The following is an 18614-nucleotide window of genomic DNA, read 5'->3' on the forward strand; positions in this document are numbered from 1 at the left end:
GGGCTGCCCAGTTTGCTCGTGTGAGCCTGGCGGCCGTCAGGCCTGACAGTTTCTCGAATTCCGGGTTGGCGTAGACTACGCGCTCCTCAGCGGCCAGGTTCGCAACGGCAATGGCGATCGGCACCTGGTCAAGGAATTTTTTGAACTGTTCGCTTTCCAGTGCGGTTGCAAGGTCAGGTGTATCAAGCAACTGCTCGACCGCCTCGGCCTTTTCTGAATCCGGTGTCATTTGCGCGCCTGTTCCGTGCGGACAATATCAACAATGCAGCGCGCCCGCCATCGCCAAAGCTGCATTTGACGCACCGCGTCATGCACCTGACAACAAGCTTGCGTCGTGCGCAACGGCCGTACGTCTAAGATTGCGACCGGCCGAAGCAGAGCGGCAAGCGCCGGGTGCCACGCCTTGTGCCCTTGAAGGGGTGAGGCGGCCCCCGCGGCAAGTGGCTCCGCTGAATATTAAGCTTTTGGTAACCCTCCAAACTCGAAGGCTAAATGGTAATGGCTCCTTTGCTCTCAATAGGTGTTAGGCCCGATATCGAGGCGAGCAAGAGGAGAAAGGACCAAAATGGCCAACGTACTGAACGCCAAGGGTGTTCCACTCCCCTACAGCGGATCCTCCGTAAAGTGGTATTCGGCGACGAATTCCGGCCCGACACTTTATGGCAGCATCTACAACGACTCGATGTACGCCGACGGTAGCGTCACCGTCACGATGTACGGCGGCAAGGGCGATGACATCTATTATCTGTATTCATCCAAAAACAAAGCGGTCGAGCTGCCCAACGAGGGTGTCGACACCATATCGACCTGGATGAGTTACAAGCTCCCAGTGAATTTCGAGAACCTGACGGTCACCGGCGACAAACACTATGCTTTCGGAAACGAGCTAAACAACATCATTACCGGCGGCTCCGGCCAACAGACGCTCGACGGTTTGCAGGGCGATGACGTTCTCAAGGGCGGATCCGGTGCGGACATTTTCGTGGTGACCCCCGGCAACGGCAGTGACCTGATCCTCGACTTTGGCGCCGATGATACCGCGCGCGTCGGGAGCTTCGGCTTCACCTCCTTCGAGGATGTGCACGCCAACATGGTTCAGTCGGGAGCGAACGTCCAACTTAATCTGTCCGATGACGAATTTCTCGTTTTTGCCAACAAGACCGTCGACCAGTTCACCCCAGGCCAGTTCGATCTGGCCCTGGACAGGTCGCATCTGGAACTCACCTTCTCGGACGAGTTCAACACGCTCAATCTGTGGAATGGCTCGAGCGGCACCTGGGACTCGAACTTCTGGTGGGGTGCCGCGAACGGCAGCTCGCTCACGAGCAACAAGGAGCTTCAATGGTATATCGACACCAACTACGCCCCGACGAGTTCGGTCAACCCGTTCAGTGTTGAGGACGGTGTTCTCACGATTACCGCCGCCCAGGCTCCCGCGGCAATCCAGCCCTACATAAACGATTACAAATACACGTCAGGTTTGCTGACGACCTATGAGTCCTTCGCACAAACCTACGGCTATTTCGAAATTCGGGCTGACATGCCCGAAAAGCAAGGTCTATGGCCGGCCTTCTGGCTTCTCCCGGCTGACGGCTCCTGGCCACCGGAACTGGACGTCGTGGAAATGCTCGGTCAGGATCCAAACAAGCTCATTCTGACAAGCCACTCCAACGAGACGGGAATTCATACGACAGTGTCCTCGACGGCCTATGCCGCCGATACCGAAGGGTTCCACACTTACGGAGTGCTGTGGACAAAAGACGAACTCGTCTGGTATTTCGACGACGTCGAAGTTGCTCGTGCCGCAACGCCTTCCGATATGCACGACCCCATGTATATGCTGGTCGATCTGGCGGTTGGTGGCCTGGCGGGAGCGCCCGCCGACGGGCTTGCGACACCTGCGGAAATGCAGATCGACTACATCCACGCGTACGCGCTGAACGATTGGCATATCTAGGCGCAACACCTGACGGTGGCTGCGGTATGGAGACACCGAGCCTGATTGCGGGCACGATGCTTGCGCCGGGGACCGAACTGGAACCGATGTGAAGGCGATGTCGCATTCCCATTCGTCCGAGCCGCCACGAACAACCCTCGCTGCGGTTTTGGCTTCTTTCCGCCGCGCGTTCGCTGGAATTGCCCTGATGAGCGGCGTCGTCAATGTTCTGGCGCTGACCGGCTCGTTCTTCATGCTGCAGGTCTATGATCGGGTCGTACCCGGCCGCAGTGTGCCGACGCTTGTCGGGCTTGCCGTATTTGCCGGCATGCTGTTCATTTTCCAAGGCGTTCTTGAGCTTATCCGGTCGCGGTTGCTTGTGCGCATCGGGATGGCTTTGGATGCGCGATTGAGCGGGCAAGTCTATACCGCCCTTATGCGTTTGCCCTTGCGCACCAAGCTCCCAGGCGACGGCCTTCAGTCGTTGCGGGATCTTGACCAGGTGCGTTCGTTTCTGTCGAGCACTGGTCCGACCGCGCTTTTCGACCTGCCCTGGATGCCGCTGTATCTGGCAATATGCTTCCTGTTCCATCTCTGGATCGGCATGACGGCGCTGGCAGGCGCCATCATTCTCTCTAGCCTGACTGGGCTTGCAGAAGTTCGCACCAGGGAGCCTGCGAAGAGGGCAAACAGCCAGGCGGCAGCGCGCAATACGCTTGCGGAGGCGACGCGTCGCAATGCAGAGGCTCTGCAGGCGATGGGCTTTGGCGCGCGCATCGCCGAGCGCTGGTCAAGCGTCAACGCCGACTTTCTCAACACGAACGCAAGAGCCAGCGACCTAGCTGGGACGCTCGGCACGATCTCGAAGATCCTGCGCATGATGCTGCAGTCGGGTATACTGGCGATCGGCGCCTATCTGGTCATTCATCAAGAAGCGACAGCCGGTATTATGATCGCCAGTTCGATTATGATGAGCCGGGCGCTCGCACCGGTCGAACTGGCTATCGCCCACTGGAAGGGTTTCGTCAGTGCTCGCCAGGCATGGACCCGGCTGAGCCAGCTTTTGGCCCTGCTTCCTGAAACTGCCACGAGTGTCTCGCTGTCTGCACCTGTATCTTCTCTTGCGGTAGAAAGCATCTGCGTCACGCCACCCGGCGAGCGTCGTGTGGTTGTGCAGGATGTCGGGTTCGCGCTAGAAAGGGGTGCCGGGCTTGGCATCGTCGGACCGAGCGCGTCTGGAAAATCATCGCTTGTCCGAGCAATAGCCGGGATATGGCTCCCAGCCCGCGGGACCGTCAGGCTGGACGGAGCAACGCTCGACCAGTGGTCGCCACAAGAACTGGGCAACCATGTCGGCTATCTGCCGCAGGATATGCAACTGTTCGATGGCACCATTGCCGAGAACATCGCACGCTTCGAACCTCAAGCCTCTTCGCACAAGATACTGGCGGCTGCGCGCGCGGCCGGCGTTCATGACCTTGTCGTCCATCTGCCGGAAGGCTACGAAACGCGGATCGGCGAGGCCGGGTCGGCGCTTTCGGCGGGCCAGCGACAGCGGGTTGCGCTCGCACGGGCACTCTATGGCGATCCGTTCCTCGTTATCTTGGACGAGCCCAATTCCAACCTCGATTCCGAAGGGGAGGCCGCGCTGGCGGCTGCAATTGAGGGCGTGCGGGCGCGAGGCGGCATTGCTGTCGTGGTCGCCCATCGGCCGAGCGCGCTTGCAAGCCTGGATCAGGTACTCGTCATGTCTAACGGCCGTGTCCAGGCGTTTGGCCCCAAGAATGAGGTCTTGAGCAAGGTAACCCGTTCGGGCGGCGTTCCCCTGAAGGTCGTCTCCGGCCCTGAGGAGGCGACACACTGATGACGCAACACGCGGCATCGGCGATCGACCGGACCATTCGACGCTATCTGTTCGGCGGCCTCGCGGTCTGCATGCTCCTGGTTGGTGGGGCGGGAAGCCTGGCCGCGGTCACGGAGCTTTCTGGAGCCGTCATTGCTTCGGGAAGGCTGGTCGTCGATTCCAGCGTTAAAAAGGTGCAGCATCCAACGGGTGGCGTGGTCGGTCAGATCCTCGTGCGAGAAGGCGACGCCGTGAAGGCGGGCCAGGTTTTGATCCGTCTCGATGAAACCGTGACCCGGGCCGATTTAGCCATGGTCACCAAGAGCTTGGACGAATTCGAGGCCCGTCTGGCCCGCCTCGAAGCCGAGCGGGATGGCACTGACACCATCGCCTTCCCATCTTCGCTGACGTCGCGGCAGGACGATCCTGAGATCCGGCGTGCGATGGCCGGCGAGCAGTCCTTGTTCGAATTTCGTCGCCAGGCACGCGCTGGCCAGAAGGCTCAGTTGAGAGAGCGCATTGCTCAGCTCACCGAAGAAGTCGCCGGCTTGACCGAGCAAAGGGATGCTAAAACGCGGGAAATCAAATTGATCGGGCTTGAGCTCGACGGCATGCGCAAGCTCTGGGAACGCAAGCTGGTTTCAATCGATCGCATAACGACACTTGAGCGTGACGCAGTCCGGCTTGAAGGCGAACATGGGAAGCTGACTGCGGCAATCGCGCAATCGAAGGGCCATACATCCGAAATCCGCTTGCAGATCATTCAGATCGGCCAGGATTTGCGCAGCGAGGTGGCAACCGAGCTCCGTGACGTCCAGGCAAAGCTCGCCGAGTTGGTCGAGCAAAAGGTCTCGGCCGAAGACCAGCTCAAGCGTATCGATATACGCAGCCCGCAAACTGGCGTCGTCCATCAGCTCGGCGTGCATACGGTCGGCGGCGTCATATCCGCGGGAGAGCTCATCATGCAGATTGTCCCTGTGACAGACGATCTGACGGTCGAGGCGCGTGTGGTACCGCAAGACATCGATCAGCTGATGCCAAGGCAGAGCGCAACGTTGCGACTTTCGGCCTTCAACCAGCGGACAACGCCAGAGCTGAATGGTGTCGTCAGTGAGATCTCCCCCGATCTCAGCATCGATGAGCGAAACGGCGCGAGCTTCTATACTGTGCGTGTCAGCCTGCCACGTGCAGAGCTTACGAGGCTGAAGGGTCTGACCTTGTCGCCCGGTATGCCTGTCGAGGTGTTCTTCTCGACCGGCAGCCGCACAATGCTGTCTTACCTCGTAAAACCTTTGGACGATCAAATCCGTCGGGCATTCAGGGAGGACTGAGTTCGCGTGCTTGACTCGGCCATCACCCATACCGTGCTTAGTTTAGAGCATGATGATTCCAAGTTGGGGCATACTCGGCCTCGGTGAAATAGTTGGCGCATTCCTTTGATCTGAGAGCATTGTGGATTTCGCCAATGGCGCTGCAGACGGCGTCGGTGGTGTATCTGGCGGCCTTTCTCAGCAGGTGCTTGAGCTTGGCAAAGAGCATCTCGATCGGATTCAGGTCTGGCGAGTATTTCCGGCAGGAAGAAGAGCTTGGCGCCGGCTTTGCCGAGGGCGTGCCGGACGGCCTTGCCCCTCATGTCCTCGTGTGAAGAATTGTCGTTGACGGCGATGTCGCCCGGCTTGAGGGTGGGCAAGAGCACCTTCTCGACATACAGCCGGAAACCATTGATCGGCCCGTCGAAGAGCATGGGGCGGCGACCCGGTCCACTGCGCCCGCCGACGCGCCACGTCGGGCCGATCTTGCGCGCGCGCGCCGGATGATGACGAACGGCTATCGACATCTTCTTCGTTGTCGCTCCAACCGTCGGTTGATAGACGCACTGCCGGTGAGAGCCTAAGATTCCTGGACGGTACGCGCGCACCGGGCAAGCCCGCCCCCGCATCCCCCATGCCCGGTGCAAAGGCGCTCCGATCGGTCCCGCCGTCCTGGCATGTACGGCGGGACTTTTTGCGATAGGCCTTGGAACCCGCGGTGAAGGCCAGCAACTTCCCGCTCACACGATTGCTGCCAGGTCGGTGGCCCCGAAGCCGGCGTCTCCTAGTTTCAGCCTGCTTTGTCGCAGATGGCGCTAAGTACGGCCAGCTCCTGGTACCTCGTCCAAGAGATCTGGACCGTTGCCCGCGGGCATCTGGCCGTGGGGCGTAAGCTTGTCCACCGCGTCGGGCAATTCTCTTGTGAGCCGGTCGAGAAGTTCCTCATGGGACAATCCGGTTTGCTCAGCCAGATCGCTCAATGTTTGCGGGTCGATTGCTTTCTCAACCTGATCGCGCTGAACGGGCCGGTTTGATCCTTTACTTACCCACGAATCAACCTGATCGCCCGCACCCGCATTTCTGAGACGGTCCAGCATGTCGCCGAGGCCGCCAGGGGAGCCAGCGCTAGCGTTGGGATCTGTCGATTTCCTGCCAGCGATCAACTCGCCGATCTTGTCCCTATTCTTGTAGGCAAGCAGGCCAAGCAACGCTATGGCGACCTTTCCTATATCAAGGCTCATTTCGCATCTCCTTCTATAAGGAAGGGACAAGGCATGCGGCTTTGAAAGGTTCCATGGTTATGCTGCTGGGCCGATATTCAATTCGGTTTTTTGCCGGACGATTGCGGCTTTCTCGGCTCGTTCTGGCTAGACTTCAGCATCCGTGCCTCCGCAGAGTCAGCTCGCAGCCCGCGTCGTCTCTCCGGAGGCGCGGCCTTTCTACATTCCGTCACCGATTGTGAGCGACACGCTCATTCAAAATCTTGCATTAGAAACTTGGAAGATAAGTGCAGCGGAAAACACTGTTGGCGCCATGGACAAGAACGATGGCGACACAATCGTCCTGGTTGGCTTCCGAGCCGCCTGCTCGCGGATCCAGTGATCCGAGCAGATAGGGCGACAAGGATTTCGAGAGAGAGACCGACGGAAAAATGGGTTAGACGATAGCGGTCACGAAAGCCAGGTGGGCATCACAATGTGGGAGGAACAGGAAGAAGCTGACACCGCCCTCGACAGCCAACCAGCTGTGGTTCCGTTGCTCTGGTCGTGTATGTGCTCTCGATCTTGAGACTGATACGTAGGTGCTCGCTCCTTCGTAATTTCTATGTCGCCCGCTCACCTCCGGCTCGCGCTGCTCTTCAGTATTCACGCCTCGCGCAGCAATGATGCATAGTCGGTGCGATCATTTCGGTCAGCTCGCGCGCCTGTGCCTGCGCAATGCCGGTTCATCGGCTAAAACTTGGACCTGCCCTCCTTCAGTCGCTCGCAAGCGAACTTGTCTTCTCCCATGTTGAAAACCTGTTTATGTTCGGCCCCTTGGAACCCGATGATTGGCAAAGCGACTTGTTCCTTGAGCTGCCAGCGCCGCACAAAGGCTAACTCGGCTCATCGGGCTCGGAATTGTTCAACAAACGTGAATTGCTGCTGAATAGGAAAAAGCCGCTGGTCCTTGTCGCTGAGGATGAGCCCATGATCGCGCTCGATCTGGAAGTGAACCTTCGCGAGGCCGGTCTTACAGCCGCTCTGGCACCAACCTGTGAGGAGGCTCAAAGGTGGTTGGCAGAGGAACTGCCAATCAGCAACCTTCACCGGTCTTTTTCACCTGGCCCGGCGCGGCGGTGTTGGCTGTCGTGTCCTGCTGACCTGGCGCCGCCTGCTGAGCGCTGCCAGTCTGCTGGCCGGGCGCGCAGTCCCTGGCCGAGTTCGGATTCGTGGTGCCGCTGGTGGTGGTCGTGTCGGTGCCCTGATCGCCGGACATGTTGGTCCCGCTGCTCGTCGTGCCGGTGCCCTGATCCGTCGTACTGGGCATGGGCGTCGTGGTCGAGGTGCCGCTCGTCGAGGTTCCGCTCGAAGTTCCGCTCGTCGTCTGGGCAAAGGAAAGCCCAGTCGACACCGCCAGCACGGCCGAAGCCAAAAGGATGCGTTTCATCTTCTTTCTCCTGTCTGATTGCGCGGGATGCGCCCGGCAATCCAACAGACAGACAGAAGGAGTGTTCCCCGATGAAGTTCAACCTTTGGAACTCTGACGACGATGAGCCTTTTGAGACGATTCATCGCCCTTGGCTCCGCTGCGGCATGTTTGCTTCGGTCTCCTTTGCAGATTTGCGCAACGATTAGACCGAAAAATAGTCGCGATTTCGCCCATCGGTTGCATTCCGGCCTCGAACACGTTATTTTTGACGCTAGCGTTCCCGGGGGGGAAGGTGGATGAGCATCGTCCAAAGGGTCGGTCCAGTTCTAGAACAGGCGATTGCCGCAATCCTCAACAGGGCGGACCGGGGGGACACCGTCTCGGTCAAAGCCGCATTATACCACGTTCGGCAGTCTGCGCCTGATTTGACAGTATGCGACGACCATATAACCGAGGCTATCCTCGAAGTCGCTGCGGCCCTTGACCTGTTGGTGGCTTTCGATGGTCGCGAGTAGCCGATCCATCGAGCGTAGCGGTTTGATAGGAGCGGCCTGGCAGCCAATCGGGCGGTGACCAGCGGCCGCTGGCGCTAACTAAGCTAGCGGCAATCGGGTCGTTCGCCGGTTGCGCAAGTTATAGGCCATCTCATGCATCATTGCTAATTTGGTAATCTGATTATGTTCCGTTGCCCTAGCCGCCGGATCTCACGATCCAGACTCGGTTCCTTGCGTAGGTGGGCAGGCGCCGGCACCAGCCGGCTGGAGTTCATTGAGCCTTGATGCCGACCTTGGTCGAGAAGCCGCCCGAGGGCGACGCCTGGATACACGAGGTGGAGTTCGACGGCTACTGGGCCTGTCTGCCGGAAGGTCAGCATTTAGGTCGGCGTCGACCAGAAGCTTGGAAACCGTGTTGATCGGCATGGCGGCAAACGCGGGACCTTTGCTAGATCATTGCCTTTTTCTGCGCGACCCGACAGATTCACCTGAGCATGCCCTGTAATGTCACATAATAGGGCAACATGACCCATCCATTGCTGCGCGCCTGTGTTCGGTATACCTAGGGGCGAATTCAGCTGATCTGACATTTTGTCGATGGCAAACACCGCGAACCCAGTTGATGAGAATTCCGACGAGCATCGGCGCGAGCGCCGTCAACGTGTGCTAAAGGGCGGGACGATCATCACCGGGACCGAGATCAGCTGCACCTTGCGCAATCAGCATGAGGGGGCGCTCAGCTGAAGGTCGCGCCCGATGCCCGGGTTCCTGATCGCTTCTTGCTCTACGTGTCGGTCGATGGAGTTGCCTATCGATCGGAGGTTTGCTGGCGCCGCAACGATCGCATCGGCGTCAAATTCACCGGCACCGAGCCAAAACCGAAACTTCACTACGGCTGATCGACGGCAAGATGAAAGTCAGAATTTTTCTGGCACTCGCCAGTTATTTTTCATGTCCCAAACAGCAAAAGTTGCACCGCACACTCTTGCCGAGGACAGCCTGGACAGGACGCGAACTGCGCAGCCGTCCTTGAAACCGCTTTCACGGCTCTGGTGTCCTCTTGCATCGAGCAAGGCTGGACGGCTGAAGAGACTGCCACCGCACTTTTTAATTTCGCCAAGAGACCACCTTGAACAGCTCAAGGCGACGACATCGACTTAAGTTCGCCTAGCTCTGCGCCGTTTTGACATTTCGACATCGCGGTGTCGGATTATTTGCATGCAAACGAGTGTTGCGACGCTATCCTCCCTCCTCAACGTAAGATTCTGGGAGGAATGCATGGCTCCGCATGAGCGACATGCCGTTGAAATCGTCAGAGACAAAGACTGGTCGGTTCGCGTGACGGTCAATGGCACCATGACCACCGTCCCTTTTACATCCGAGAGCTACGCGCGCTCGTTTGCAGATGGTCAGGCGTTCCGGCTGGGCGTTCAGGTGGCGGAGCTTAAGAAGGCAGCCTAGCTGCGCGCCGACGCGACCCGGTTCAATATACTCGTCAAACGCCGCTTCGAGTTCGCTCGTGCAGGCGACATCGCCGGCTGGACAACAGCTTCCCGGTCTGGAACGGCGCGCCAAGCCCATCATTTCGAGAGAATCCGGTTAATCATCTGTATTCCTCCCAGTCAATTGAGCTCGATCCAGGCCGGCGCATGGTCGCTTGGCTTCTCCCAGCCGCGCATGTCGACATCCACGCCGGCACTGCGCAGCCGGTCGGAAAGCGAGGGGCTCACAAGGAGATGGTCCATTCACAGGCCCGAACTCCGATCGTAGCCGCCCCAGTAGGAGAAATTCCAATAGGTGTAGATGCCCTTCTCCGGATGGATGCGCCGGACGCCATCGACCCAGCCACCTTCGAGCATTTTAGCATAGGCCTGCCGGCATTCCGGGAAATTGACCGCATCGCCCAGCCATCGCCTTGGCACCACGGCGTCGATTTGGGTTGGAACGACGTTATAGTCGCCGCAGAGAACACTGGGTGCCCCAACTTCGAGCAAGTGCTGGCCGTAGTTGATGAGACGATCGAACCAGCGCAGCTTGTAGTCGAACTTTGGGCCAGGCGCTGGATTGCCATTGGGCTGATAGAGACAGCCCACAACGACCCCATCCACCTCGGCCTCGATATAGCGGCTCTGAGTGTCGTCAGGACCGCCAGCCAGGGCCGCGTCGGCGTTCGGGCCAGGATCGCCACACCGTTGTAGGATTTCTGGCCGTGCCAGATCGCGCCGTAACCCGCCTCTGTGATCCATCGATAGGAAATTGTCCTCCGACGTCTTCGATTCCTGCACGCAAACGATGTCGTAGTCGCTTTCGCCTAACACTTCAGGAGCACAGGCAGTCGGCCGTTGACGCCGTTCACATTGAAGGTAGCGATGCATGCCCTCTCATGAGGACCTCGCGGCAGCCGGTCATAGGCAATGTGGCCTATCCCCTTCGCTGAACCTCGAGCTCTTGATATTGCAACTTCGCCAGCGTCTGTGCGGCCGAGGCTCACTTCCTGACCAGCTTGTCGTCGACTTTCTTGCGACTGTTGCCGACCGACTTCATCGCCGATTTGACGTCAGCTTTGCTGGCGCCGGTTTTGCTCGCCTCATACTTCATTTCCTGGTCTTGCCACTAGCGACCCTTGCCTGGTCCTGGTTGCGTCCACGCGTTGTGCCAGTGTTCGCCATTTCTATCTACAACAATCGCCGTACCAGTCACCAGACAACGCGGCGGACCCTTCCGGTTCAATCGTGGCGACGCGCGTGCCACGGAGCCAGCTCCCAGGCAGGATATCGAATGAGCCCATGTATTCGGATCCGGCACGTCGCTACCGCGGGGCGAGCCTAGCGGCTCGAAGCCTGGGTGGGCGATTTCGACATGGATGATCATGCGCAGGACAGCCGTGCTCCTCTCGCTCAACACGTCACGCTCCGCTCGGGGAGGTCGACGCCTCCCCAAAGGCCCACCATCTCCTGATTGGCGTCGTCACCTTCCCAACTGGAGACGTGAACATCAGAGATCTTCCTCCCGGAACTCCCTGGCCGGACGACCGTTTCGCCTTGTGTAAAACAATGGAGGATATGTCATGGACTGGAATCGCGTCGAAGGAAACTGGAAGCAGGTCAAGGGTAAGATCAAGGAACAGTGGGGCAAACTTACCGATGATGATCTTGATCGCATCGCTGGCAATCGCGATCAGCTCGAAGGCAAGATCCAGGAACGCTACGGTATCGAAAGGGACCGCGTTCGGCAGGATATTGACGATTGGTATGATCGGCAAGTCTGGTAGGATCGCATCAGGCCGTCATCTACAGGAAGAGGTGCTGTTCCCTTAACGGCGCTCCTTGGTGCGCTGGCAGTTGCAAGGTCAACCCGGCTTGTGTTGAGACAGCCAGCGGTCTGACCCGGCCGCTGCGATTGTAAGTGCCCAGCAGCGTTCCCCAAATACCCTTTCGGGCGTTCTCGTCGAAGTGGCTGACCTCGCCTCGAAGCTCAAGTTCGCCACGATCGAATAGGGAAGGAGCCAGTCCTGGGCGATTTTTCGAGCTTACTCGACCGTCAAATCACCGGACTTCCCGATCGAGGGTTTACGGCGGACGCCGGCATTGGTCCGGTATTGCAGCATGACGATCTTGCGCCCGGACGGCGTGACTCCCTCACGAAGGCAGTCACGTCTCATCGTCAAAGCTAGCGGGTCAGCCTCGTCCCGGAAGGCATGGTGCGGCCAGCTATTGAATCCTCGCCGCCTGCCTGACCGAGGCCTGAGGACGACTTCACCCATTTCCGTCAGAGGCCGGTTCTCCCTGCTGTCTTTTGTCGTGTTCGGCGGGATGTCGATGACGACTGGCAAGTCTGGTAGGATCAGAAAGCGCCATCGGACGCCAAGCTCATGCATTCTTCAGTCTGACCTGATCAACCCCAGCCGCCTCCCCCGCTTCCACCGCCGCCGCCACCGCCACCAGAAGGAATGACAGGCGCAGGAACAGGCTCGTCCTCAACCGGTATAATCACTTTCTTCGCGGTTTTTTGTTTGCGAACAGGCTTGACGACCTTCGGCGGAGGCACCCGGCGGAGAATCTTCGGCTGGGGCGTTTCGACCAGCGGCGTCGGTTCAACTCTCGGAACCAGGGAAGTGCAGCCCATGAGGCCCGCCAAGAAGCCGGATAACGCTGTTCCAAGTATTGCGTGTTTCAATACTCTGCTCGCCATTGTCTCCTCCTTGGTCAGAATAAGTCCCGACGCGGATTGGCTTCTTCCCAGACTCGTCTGGCCGCGTTAACCAGTTGAGTGTCTTGTGAACCGGACCCGGGAAGCTTCGATTTCAGTTCATGTCGCAGTTGCTTCAACGCCGCTGTTTTTGGCTTCGGTCCGAACTTTGCCAGCGTCCTCTGGGCGTCCGGCAGTTCCTTGCGCACGTCAAGTGCGGCGGCAAGCGCAAGGAAGCGCACGGCAAGGGCCTGATCGGCCTTGTCGCCCTTTTGCATTTCGAGGGCCGCGCGATCGTAAGCTGCGGACGGATCACCCCGAGCGATCCCAATTTCGAAGAATCTTTGCGCTTCTGCGAGGCTCCGTCCCACACCGACACCATCCCGATACATGCGTGCGAGGCTGCCGGGTGCATACGGCTGACCGAGATCGATTGCCTTCTGAAATAGCGCTACCGCCGTTTTGGGGTCCTTGTCCACGCCCTGCCCGGACAAGTAATTGCGCCCGAGCAGGTTCATGGAATACATGTCCTGCCGCTGGACACCGGCTTGCAGGAAGGCAACAGCGCGGGCCGGGTCAGCGGTTACGCCGTTGCGGCCCTCAGTGAAGATCGCGGCCAGATCGTTCATGGCATAGGTGTGCCCCATCGCTGCCGCCTTGAGCAGCAGGTCCAAACCCTTGCCGGTGTCGGGCTTGACGCCATAGCCATTGAACAAGGCGCGACCCCACGACGTCATTCCGTAGGGATCGCCTTTGTCGGCGGCCGCCGCGTAGAGGGCATTGGCCTGGGTGCGGTCCAGGGCCACGCCGGCTCCGGTCGCATACATGTAGCCGAGTTCGAACACGGCGCGTACATGTCCCTTCCTGGCCGCCTCCTCGACGGCTGTCTTGGCTTCTTCGACCTTGCCTGCCGCAAGCAGCGCCCGCCCCAGTTCATAGCGGAAGCGCGGGACTTCCGGATGAGCCTTTACCGCGGCCTCGCAAAGCTCAACCGCGCTAGCGCCAATTTCATTCGGCAGCAGGCCGGGGCTGACGCCTTGCAGATCGAGAGGTTCGCCGGCAGCCGTGTCGCACGGATCGATCGTCGGCGACAGTTTCATCGTGGCGGGCTTTGATGAGCTGCTGTCCGCCCGGATTTCGAAGCCGACCTCGACCTTGGCTTCCGCGCCGATCTGCGGTTCATAGCGCAGCCGGTCGACCTCTCCGGCCATCAGGCTCGACTGCGGCGACAGGGTTCGATCGGGCAGCGAGAGCGTTCCCGTTGCCGGATAACTCGATACTTTAAGGCTGACGGCGGGATCATCGGTCGGGAAATCCAGATTCAGCGCAACTGGACCCACGCCCACGGGAACGTCGATGTCGCGGTTCTCGATCGCTTCGGCCGCACCGGTTATATGAATGCCACGCTCCAGCACCTGCTGCTTCTGCTCGGCCTCGAGCGAAGCCATGATCTGTTCGCCTTGCGCGCCTTCACCGCTCTTCACCCGAAACACGACGATGCCTTGGGTCTGGCCGCCCCAGTTGTCATGCGTCGCATAGGCCAGCATGTCGACCTCTTCCTGCGGGGCGACTCCCTTGGGAACATCCATCTGCAGACGCGGCAGATCCTTGCCCTGGATCGGCACGCCCAACTCAACAGCCTTGCCGTCCAGCATCAAACGCCCCAGGGCGGGCGGTCTTTCGATGCTCAGGGTAATCGTGCCACCATCGACATCGACCGGTTCAGGCAAGCCCAAGTCGACGGGTCCGACTCCTGACAGCACCACCTTCTCCAGCACGGGCGGCAGCGATGGTCGATTGCTGCGGCGCATCAGGACGACTTCGTCGATCAGCGATGAGTTCTCCCAGGGAACCTGGAGGCCGTTTGTGGCCTCGACCACATCGCGGCGCACCGCCGCCATCACGGTGCGGATCTCCTGGTTCGGAGCCAGCGCGCGACGGGAAAACGCCGCCGAAAACGGGCTGAGTTCGCCGGCGCCGTCATAAGCCGCCGCCCCGGGTTCGGTGGCAAAGGCAATCAAGGTGTTCAGCGAGCTTCTCACCTGTGCGAGCCCGGTATTGCCGGCAGTGATGAGCTGGTCTCTCAGCCAGTAATTCTTGCGTGGGAACGGATTGTTGCGGCAGGCATCGAGTATGATCACCTGAATCTTTGATTTCGAGCGTAACTGTTCCAGCACATCGTTGAGCTTAATGGCCTGGACTTCGATGTCCGCCGCCTGCTTCAAGGAGGCATCGACCGGGATCAGAAAATTTTCGCCGCCGATCTGAAAACCGTGGCCGGAGTAGTAGACGACGGCCAGTTCTGCGCCGTCTGCGGCGGCAAGATAGTTGCGGAACTGCTCCTCGAATTGCAGCTTCGTCAGATCGCTTGCGACGAAGACCTCGAACCCTGCCAGTCGAAAGGTTTTTGACACGTCCTCGGCATCCTTGGCCGGGTTCTTGAGTGCGGGGAATTGTCGGTACTCCGAGTTGCCGATGACAAAGGCGACTCTTCGGTCGGCGCAAGCGTCAAAAGTCGTGAAGCTCGCGAAGAGGAAGGCTGCGATGATTCCGCAAAGTCGGAGCATGGCAATTCCCTTGAACGCTATTGCCTCGCCCACAAGAACACGGAATGTGCTAGCAAGGTCCGTCAGAGAGCATGCAATCCGCCGAGACAGAAAGAGAGAAAAGCCGTCGCGACGGCGGGCATATTCCTCACTTGATCGAATACTAAATTACATCAGGGACCGAGTGTCTGCAACGTCTGTCGCACCTCCAGGCTACCGCCAATCCCAATTCCGCCACTGATATCGGGAGGAGCAACTGCGGGAGGCGAGGATTGCGGCTGCGAGTTTCTGGCTTTTTTTCGGCTGGGAGCACCCTTTGCTCCGCACTGGGCGACATCGCAGGCGACACTTGCTCGCCTAGGCCTCTGCAGTACGGTCACAGGCTCATTGCAGACTCGGACCGGAAGCTATGCGTTAGGTTGCCCAAACGATGCAGAGGCGCTGCTGTGTTGGCGCGACACGCTCGACCGCAGTGCGAACGGCATAAGAATTTTGGAGAGGCCCGTGGTGACTGGGGATTGCGCCGGTATTGGCGGCGCGCGAAGACTGGGTCGATATCTGGGGTCACGGCAGCACCTGCAAGGGCAACTTCATACCGGAGAATGGAGGCCGCGCTGGGAGGTTTTTGCTTCGGCTACCAACTCAAAGTGATTGTCTGCGACAGTTCGGCGATGTCGCCATAGATCATCGAACCTGGGACGAGAAAACATTTATCACCGAGGACTTCGAAGAGTGAGCTTGACGAGGTGCAAACGGGCAGGTTCTTCGAATTGGCGTAAGTGCCCAAGGTCGCGGTTTCGACCTTACGGTCCTTGGCTTCGGCACAGCCGACACCGATCGCGAGGATTGCGATAGCAGTGAGAGTCGTCTTGCTCATATTTTTGCCCCTGGAGCCAGCTCTTGTCGGGTAAGTCGCGCGATGCATCAAAGTAGCACCGGCACGATCGGCTTCATCCATCGGTTGGAGGAAGCGGGCTCATCCATAATTAGCAATATCTTGAGTAAGGCGCCGAGCGCACCGGACTCATGGAACGGCGCGCCGAATTTCCATTCGTGACGAGGTGGCGATCACGCCCACCTTCGCAAATGGGTCACTCAGCACGGCGTAAACGTCTCGATTCCGAGCTATGCTTTCCACATTCGATCATCGATCATACCAAGGTGAAGAAGGGGCAGCAGATCGAGCTCACCGGAGAGATCACGCGCATAGACGAGGAAGGCGGCAGGGTGACCGTCGATCTGGGACCGCTGGTGACGATCGATATCGACAAGGTCAGGCTGGTCGAGAAGTACAGGACGCCAAAACGCAAGAAGCCGCTGCGCGACATGGTGGATCAGCTCGCGGACCGCCGCTTATCCACGCGACATCGGTACCACTCAAACGAATGGCAATTTTCCGTCTGAATGCGTTTAGGGTCCATGCCCGGAGACCACGCATGGGTATCGCGCGGAGACAGGTGACTCCCCGTTTCAAGGCGTCGAGATGCTACGAGCACTGAAAAGTCAGTTCCTTAGACCTAAAGATCGGGCGATCTGCCAGCGGGTTGTCGACCAGGTAACCGCCGACGCCAAATGGTACAGCACCCCGATAGACGGTCAGATTCTGGCCTCGACCACGCTGAATCTCTTTCAATCAGGGGTCGTAAACGAAACGAATTTGCTGGCACATGTTCGCGCGCGGCGCCACGACTTCACTAAACTTACAGGCTAGTTCTTCACCCTCGCGACATGGGCGCGAAATGCGGCTCCTCGTAGTCCGCCGGCCTATTGTTAAGCAGATTGAGCGCCCGCTTTATGTCCCGATGCAGATGGTCGATCGCTTCCCAATGCTCGCCAAATGGCTTGAGCGACAACTGCGTGTCGCGGAGTTCTACCGTCAGAAGCCACGCCTGTCGTTCAATTTTGGCGAGGTGATATTCGGAAACGGCTTCGTGTCGGCGAGGGTGCGGCATCCCGCAAAATATATTCCGCATGCCGTCAAGGCACATAGACTTCATCCCGCCCTCAGCGCCTGCTCGCCGCGGGCATTTTGGGGGGAAGCATGAATCAAGTTATGTGCGTTTGTAGCCATCAGCGTTTTGTCGGGCTGCGCTACTCGCCCAGCCGACATCAAGCCCACGCCGGTTTGGTCCAGCCCATACGCGGGCAAGTCCTGCAGCCAGTTGGAAGCCGAACTTTACCGAACGAGTTCCGACCTGGCGCCGATAATGGCTGTACAAGACAGAACCGCCCGCCATGACGTGGACGGCGTGTTTTGGCTTGGCTTGCCGGTTGGCAGCATGATGGACAACACAGACATCAAGGTACGTGAAGCCAAGATCGGCGAGCTGAAGGGCAACATGGACGCGAACAACGCAGCCCGACGAAAGGGCGGCTGTGTTGCCGGCACTCTGTGAGCCGTTCCAACGTTAAAATTGTCGGTTTGCTTCCCGCCCTCGCGACTGCGGAGTGGTCGTTTCATCGATTGACTCGCGTAATGCACCGGCAGTTAATCTCCCCGCAAGGGCAAAAGAGGGGCTATGAAACTGGGAGCAAACGATGACTGTCCAAAAAGAAGACTATCGAACCAACAGAGCCGACTACGCCATAGCTGCCATGCACAGCCGAGCGACCGCTGAGGGCGATCGTGACGATTTGGTGGCGAGGAAAAAGTCCCTGTGGGTAACAGATCGGCGATCTGCAAAATTGGCTGCAAACCCGTCCGAAAGCTCGCCAGAACCCAAGGCAAGAGCGCGGTAAGTGAATCGGGCCAGCCACTTTCTTACCGCCGCGTACTTCGTTCGCATGGTTCGATTACATTAGATTTATCTAAAATACTAACCAGCCAGTCGAGCATTCCCGAACGCTCGCTGGTCAGGCCCAGCGGCCCCCCTAACCCAAGCTGCTGGGCCGCCACTCAGAGCAAAGCGCGATGTATGAGCATACTAGCATAACGGTGATCGTCTCAACCTTGCCGGCCTTGCTTAGCACCACCTGAAAATCAGCTTCGAATCCCCGACTGTGCGGGGTCCCAGTGGCCATCACTAGACATTTTGAGATTTGCGGTTCGAGCCGGCTCCCTTCATCGGCATGAGCGGTGACGGAGTACATCATCTTGGCAAATCAACACAGCCGGCATCCTCGTCCCCTCGTTCGGTCGAAAGCTGGTTGGAACAATCAGGTGCGCAACGTGTCTTTGCGAGCGCGAAATCGGGTGGAGGTAGAACGCCGGGCATTCAGTCGAAGTCGCCCCTGGCCATGCCTTCCGCCGCGGCCAGCACCGCGGCGTCATCGCCTTGCTGAAGCGCTCGAACGCCCGTCCGGCGATCGAGGGCGCCATGGCGCGACGCCAGAAACCGATAGACCGCCCAAGGCGCTGTTGCCCAACACCGCATGGAGCGCCGGCAATGCTTCGAAGGGACGATCGTCTTTGTCGAGTTGCCAGACAGGAAAACGGAAACCGCGCTTGGCGCCATCGATCCCGAGCACTTGCCCATTTTGCCGCTTGGCGTTGACCGTCACCCGGGACGTACCGAGCAGCTTGGCAAAGGCATCCGCGCTCAGCATGTCCTTGCCGGCGACAATTTCAGCGCGCAGTACCGCGTCAGCCGCCGCAGGTCCCATTCCATAGTGCGGCCGAAGCGCGGATACGTTTTGCGGGACACTTTCTTTTCCGACCCGCTCTCC

Annotated in this window: 17 protein-coding genes and 3 pseudogenes; 9 read left to right on the top strand and 11 right to left on the bottom strand. The window is 59.0% G+C overall.

Features of this window, described 5'->3' with window-relative positions:
* A partial coding sequence (locus NKJ28_RS23045; protein ID WP_352637030.1) for a PAS domain-containing protein occupies nucleotides 1-229 on the bottom strand: 229 nt, incomplete at its 3' end.
* Between the two features lie 336 nt (nucleotides 230-565).
* On the opposite strand from NKJ28_RS23045, the gene eglC reads away from it, so the two are divergent.
* From eglC to NKJ28_RS23060, 3 genes are all read left to right on the top strand, one after another.
* Nucleotides 566-1957, top strand: coding sequence for an endo-1,3-1,4-beta-glycanase EglC (eglC, locus tag NKJ28_RS23050; protein ID WP_352637031.1), 1392 nt, complete (start codon nucleotides 566-568; stop codon nucleotides 1955-1957).
* A 97-nt stretch (nucleotides 1958-2054) separates the two neighbouring features.
* Complete coding sequence (locus NKJ28_RS23055) at nucleotides 2055-3800, top strand: type I secretion system permease/ATPase (RefSeq protein ID WP_352637032.1); 1746 nt, start codon at nucleotides 2055-2057, stop codon at nucleotides 3798-3800.
* Nucleotides 3800-5110 carry an HlyD family type I secretion periplasmic adaptor subunit gene (locus NKJ28_RS23060; protein WP_352637033.1) on the top strand — a complete coding sequence of 437 codons (1311 nt, stop codon included), beginning with the start codon at nucleotides 3800-3802 and terminating at the stop codon, nucleotides 5108-5110. The genes NKJ28_RS23055 and NKJ28_RS23060 overlap by 1 nt, the downstream gene beginning before the upstream one ends.
* Nucleotides 5111-5147: 37 nt before the next feature.
* Here NKJ28_RS23060 and NKJ28_RS23065 read toward each other — a convergent pair.
* From NKJ28_RS23065 to NKJ28_RS23075, 3 genes and pseudogenes are all read right to left on the bottom strand, one after another.
* Nucleotides 5148-5526, bottom strand: a pseudogene (locus NKJ28_RS23065) (transposase); the annotation flags it as partial.
* 378 nt (nucleotides 5527-5904) lie between these two features.
* On the bottom strand, nucleotides 5905-6330 hold the full coding sequence (locus tag NKJ28_RS23070; RefSeq protein ID WP_352637034.1) for a YidB family protein: 426 nt from the start codon (nucleotides 6328-6330) through the stop codon (nucleotides 5905-5907).
* A 1054-nt stretch (nucleotides 6331-7384) separates the two neighbouring features.
* Nucleotides 7385-7738 carry a hypothetical protein gene (locus NKJ28_RS23075; RefSeq protein ID WP_352637035.1) on the bottom strand — a complete coding sequence of 118 codons (354 nt, stop codon included), beginning with the start codon at nucleotides 7736-7738 and terminating at the stop codon, nucleotides 7385-7387.
* Nucleotides 7739-8811: 1073 nt separating this feature from the next.
* Here NKJ28_RS23075 and NKJ28_RS23080 point away from each other — a divergent pair.
* Both NKJ28_RS23080 and NKJ28_RS23085 read left to right on the top strand, forming a co-directional pair.
* A pseudogene (locus NKJ28_RS23080) lies at nucleotides 8812-9113 on the top strand (PilZ domain-containing protein).
* Between the two features lie 379 nt (nucleotides 9114-9492).
* Nucleotides 9493-9675, top strand: coding sequence for a hypothetical protein (locus tag NKJ28_RS23085; RefSeq protein ID WP_352637036.1), 183 nt, complete (start codon nucleotides 9493-9495; stop codon nucleotides 9673-9675).
* Between the two features lie 161 nt (nucleotides 9676-9836).
* Here NKJ28_RS23085 and NKJ28_RS23090 read toward each other — a convergent pair whose 3' ends face one another.
* From NKJ28_RS23090 to NKJ28_RS33020, 3 genes are all read right to left on the bottom strand, one after another.
* Nucleotides 9837-9959, bottom strand: a complete 123-nt coding sequence (locus tag NKJ28_RS23090) for a hypothetical protein (RefSeq protein ID WP_352637037.1) — start codon at nucleotides 9957-9959, stop codon at nucleotides 9837-9839.
* The gene (locus NKJ28_RS23095; RefSeq protein WP_352637038.1) at nucleotides 9960-10589 is read right to left on the bottom strand and encodes an endonuclease/exonuclease/phosphatase family protein; all 630 of its coding nucleotides are present in this window, start codon (nucleotides 10587-10589) and stop codon (nucleotides 9960-9962) included.
* A 112-nt stretch (nucleotides 10590-10701) separates the two neighbouring features.
* Nucleotides 10702-10812: a DUF3606 domain-containing protein gene (locus tag NKJ28_RS33020; RefSeq protein ID WP_502899098.1), complete on the bottom strand. Its 111-nt coding sequence runs from the start codon at nucleotides 10810-10812 to the stop codon at nucleotides 10702-10704.
* Between the two features lie 469 nt (nucleotides 10813-11281).
* Between NKJ28_RS33020 and NKJ28_RS23105 the strand changes: the two genes are divergently transcribed.
* Entirely contained in the window at nucleotides 11282-11485 is a 204-nt protein-coding gene (locus tag NKJ28_RS23105; RefSeq protein WP_352450279.1) for a CsbD family protein, read from the top strand.
* A 623-nt stretch (nucleotides 11486-12108) separates the two neighbouring features.
* On the opposite strand, the gene NKJ28_RS23110 is transcribed toward NKJ28_RS23105, so the two are convergent.
* From NKJ28_RS23110 to NKJ28_RS23120, 3 genes are all read right to left on the bottom strand, one after another.
* Nucleotides 12109-12405, bottom strand: coding sequence for a hypothetical protein (locus NKJ28_RS23110; RefSeq protein ID WP_352637039.1), 297 nt, complete (start codon nucleotides 12403-12405; stop codon nucleotides 12109-12111).
* A 14-nt stretch (nucleotides 12406-12419) separates the two neighbouring features.
* Nucleotides 12420-14969, bottom strand: a complete 2550-nt coding sequence (locus NKJ28_RS23115) for a caspase family protein (RefSeq protein ID WP_352637040.1) — start codon at nucleotides 14967-14969, stop codon at nucleotides 12420-12422.
* Nucleotides 14970-15582: 613 nt separating this feature from the next.
* Nucleotides 15583-15825, bottom strand: a complete 243-nt coding sequence (locus NKJ28_RS23120) for a hypothetical protein (protein ID WP_352637041.1) — start codon at nucleotides 15823-15825, stop codon at nucleotides 15583-15585.
* Between the two features lie 149 nt (nucleotides 15826-15974).
* Between NKJ28_RS23120 and NKJ28_RS23125 the strand changes: the two genes are divergently transcribed.
* The 3 genes from NKJ28_RS23125 (at nucleotide 15975) to NKJ28_RS23135 (ending at nucleotide 17344) form a co-directional block, all read left to right on the top strand.
* Complete coding sequence (locus tag NKJ28_RS23125) at nucleotides 15975-16352, top strand: transcription elongation factor Spt5 (RefSeq protein WP_352637042.1); 378 nt, start codon at nucleotides 15975-15977, stop codon at nucleotides 16350-16352.
* Nucleotides 16353-16687: 335 nt separating this feature from the next.
* On the top strand, nucleotides 16688-16993 hold the full coding sequence (locus tag NKJ28_RS23130) for a hypothetical protein (protein WP_352637043.1): 306 nt from the start codon (nucleotides 16688-16690) through the stop codon (nucleotides 16991-16993).
* A gap of 162 nt (nucleotides 16994-17155) precedes the next feature.
* A complete protein-coding gene (locus NKJ28_RS23135; protein ID WP_352637044.1) occupies nucleotides 17156-17344 on the top strand; it encodes a hypothetical protein in 189 nt (62 codons plus the stop codon).
* An 819-nt stretch (nucleotides 17345-18163) separates the two neighbouring features.
* On the opposite strand, the pseudogene NKJ28_RS23140 reads toward NKJ28_RS23135, so the two are convergent.
* Nucleotides 18164-18518, bottom strand: a pseudogene (locus tag NKJ28_RS23140) (XRE family transcriptional regulator); the annotation flags it as partial.
* Between the last annotated feature and the right edge of the window lie 96 nt (nucleotides 18519-18614).

Origin of the sequence: Mesorhizobium sp. M0145, from assembly GCF_040322355.1 — a bacterium.
Taxonomy (GTDB): Bacteria; Pseudomonadota; Alphaproteobacteria; order Rhizobiales; family Rhizobiaceae; genus Mesorhizobium.

Excerpts from the sequence above, each read along its gene's own strand:
- NKJ28_RS23090 (WP_352637037.1), bottom strand. The coding sequence starts at position 9,959 with ATGGACCATCTCCTTGTGAGCCCCTCGCTTTCCGACCGGCTGCGCAGT.
- NKJ28_RS33020 (WP_502899098.1), bottom strand. The coding sequence starts at position 10,812 with ATGAAGTATGAGGCGAGCAAAACCGGCGCCAGCAAAGCTGACGTCAAA.
- NKJ28_RS23135 (WP_352637044.1), top strand. The coding sequence starts at position 17,156 with ATGGCTGTACAAGACAGAACCGCCCGCCATGACGTGGACGGCGTGTTT.
- eglC (WP_352637031.1), top strand. The coding sequence starts at position 566 with ATGGCCAACGTACTGAACGCCAAGGGTGTTCCACTCCCCTACAGCGGA.
- NKJ28_RS23075 (WP_352637035.1), bottom strand. The coding sequence starts at position 7,738 with ATGAAACGCATCCTTTTGGCTTCGGCCGTGCTGGCGGTGTCGACTGGG.
- NKJ28_RS23085 (WP_352637036.1), top strand. The coding sequence starts at position 9,493 with ATGGCTCCGCATGAGCGACATGCCGTTGAAATCGTCAGAGACAAAGAC.
- NKJ28_RS23060 (WP_352637033.1), top strand. The coding sequence starts at position 3,800 with ATGACGCAACACGCGGCATCGGCGATCGACCGGACCATTCGACGCTAT.
- NKJ28_RS23115 (WP_352637040.1), bottom strand. The coding sequence starts at position 14,969 with ATGCTCCGACTTTGCGGAATCATCGCAGCCTTCCTCTTCGCGAGCTTC.
- NKJ28_RS23095 (WP_352637038.1), bottom strand. The coding sequence starts at position 10,589 with ATGCATCGCTACCTTCAATGTGAACGGCGTCAACGGCCGACTGCCTGT.
- NKJ28_RS23105 (WP_352450279.1), top strand. The coding sequence starts at position 11,282 with ATGGACTGGAATCGCGTCGAAGGAAACTGGAAGCAGGTCAAGGGTAAG.
- NKJ28_RS23055 (WP_352637032.1), top strand. The coding sequence starts at position 2,055 with ATGTCGCATTCCCATTCGTCCGAGCCGCCACGAACAACCCTCGCTGCG.
- NKJ28_RS23130 (WP_352637043.1), top strand. The coding sequence starts at position 16,688 with ATGCGGCTCCTCGTAGTCCGCCGGCCTATTGTTAAGCAGATTGAGCGC.
- NKJ28_RS23070 (WP_352637034.1), bottom strand. The coding sequence starts at position 6,330 with ATGAGCCTTGATATAGGAAAGGTCGCCATAGCGTTGCTTGGCCTGCTT.
- NKJ28_RS23110 (WP_352637039.1), bottom strand. The coding sequence starts at position 12,405 with ATGGCGAGCAGAGTATTGAAACACGCAATACTTGGAACAGCGTTATCC.
- NKJ28_RS23120 (WP_352637041.1), bottom strand. The coding sequence starts at position 15,825 with ATGAGCAAGACGACTCTCACTGCTATCGCAATCCTCGCGATCGGTGTC.
- NKJ28_RS23125 (WP_352637042.1), top strand. The coding sequence starts at position 15,975 with ATGGAACGGCGCGCCGAATTTCCATTCGTGACGAGGTGGCGATCACGC.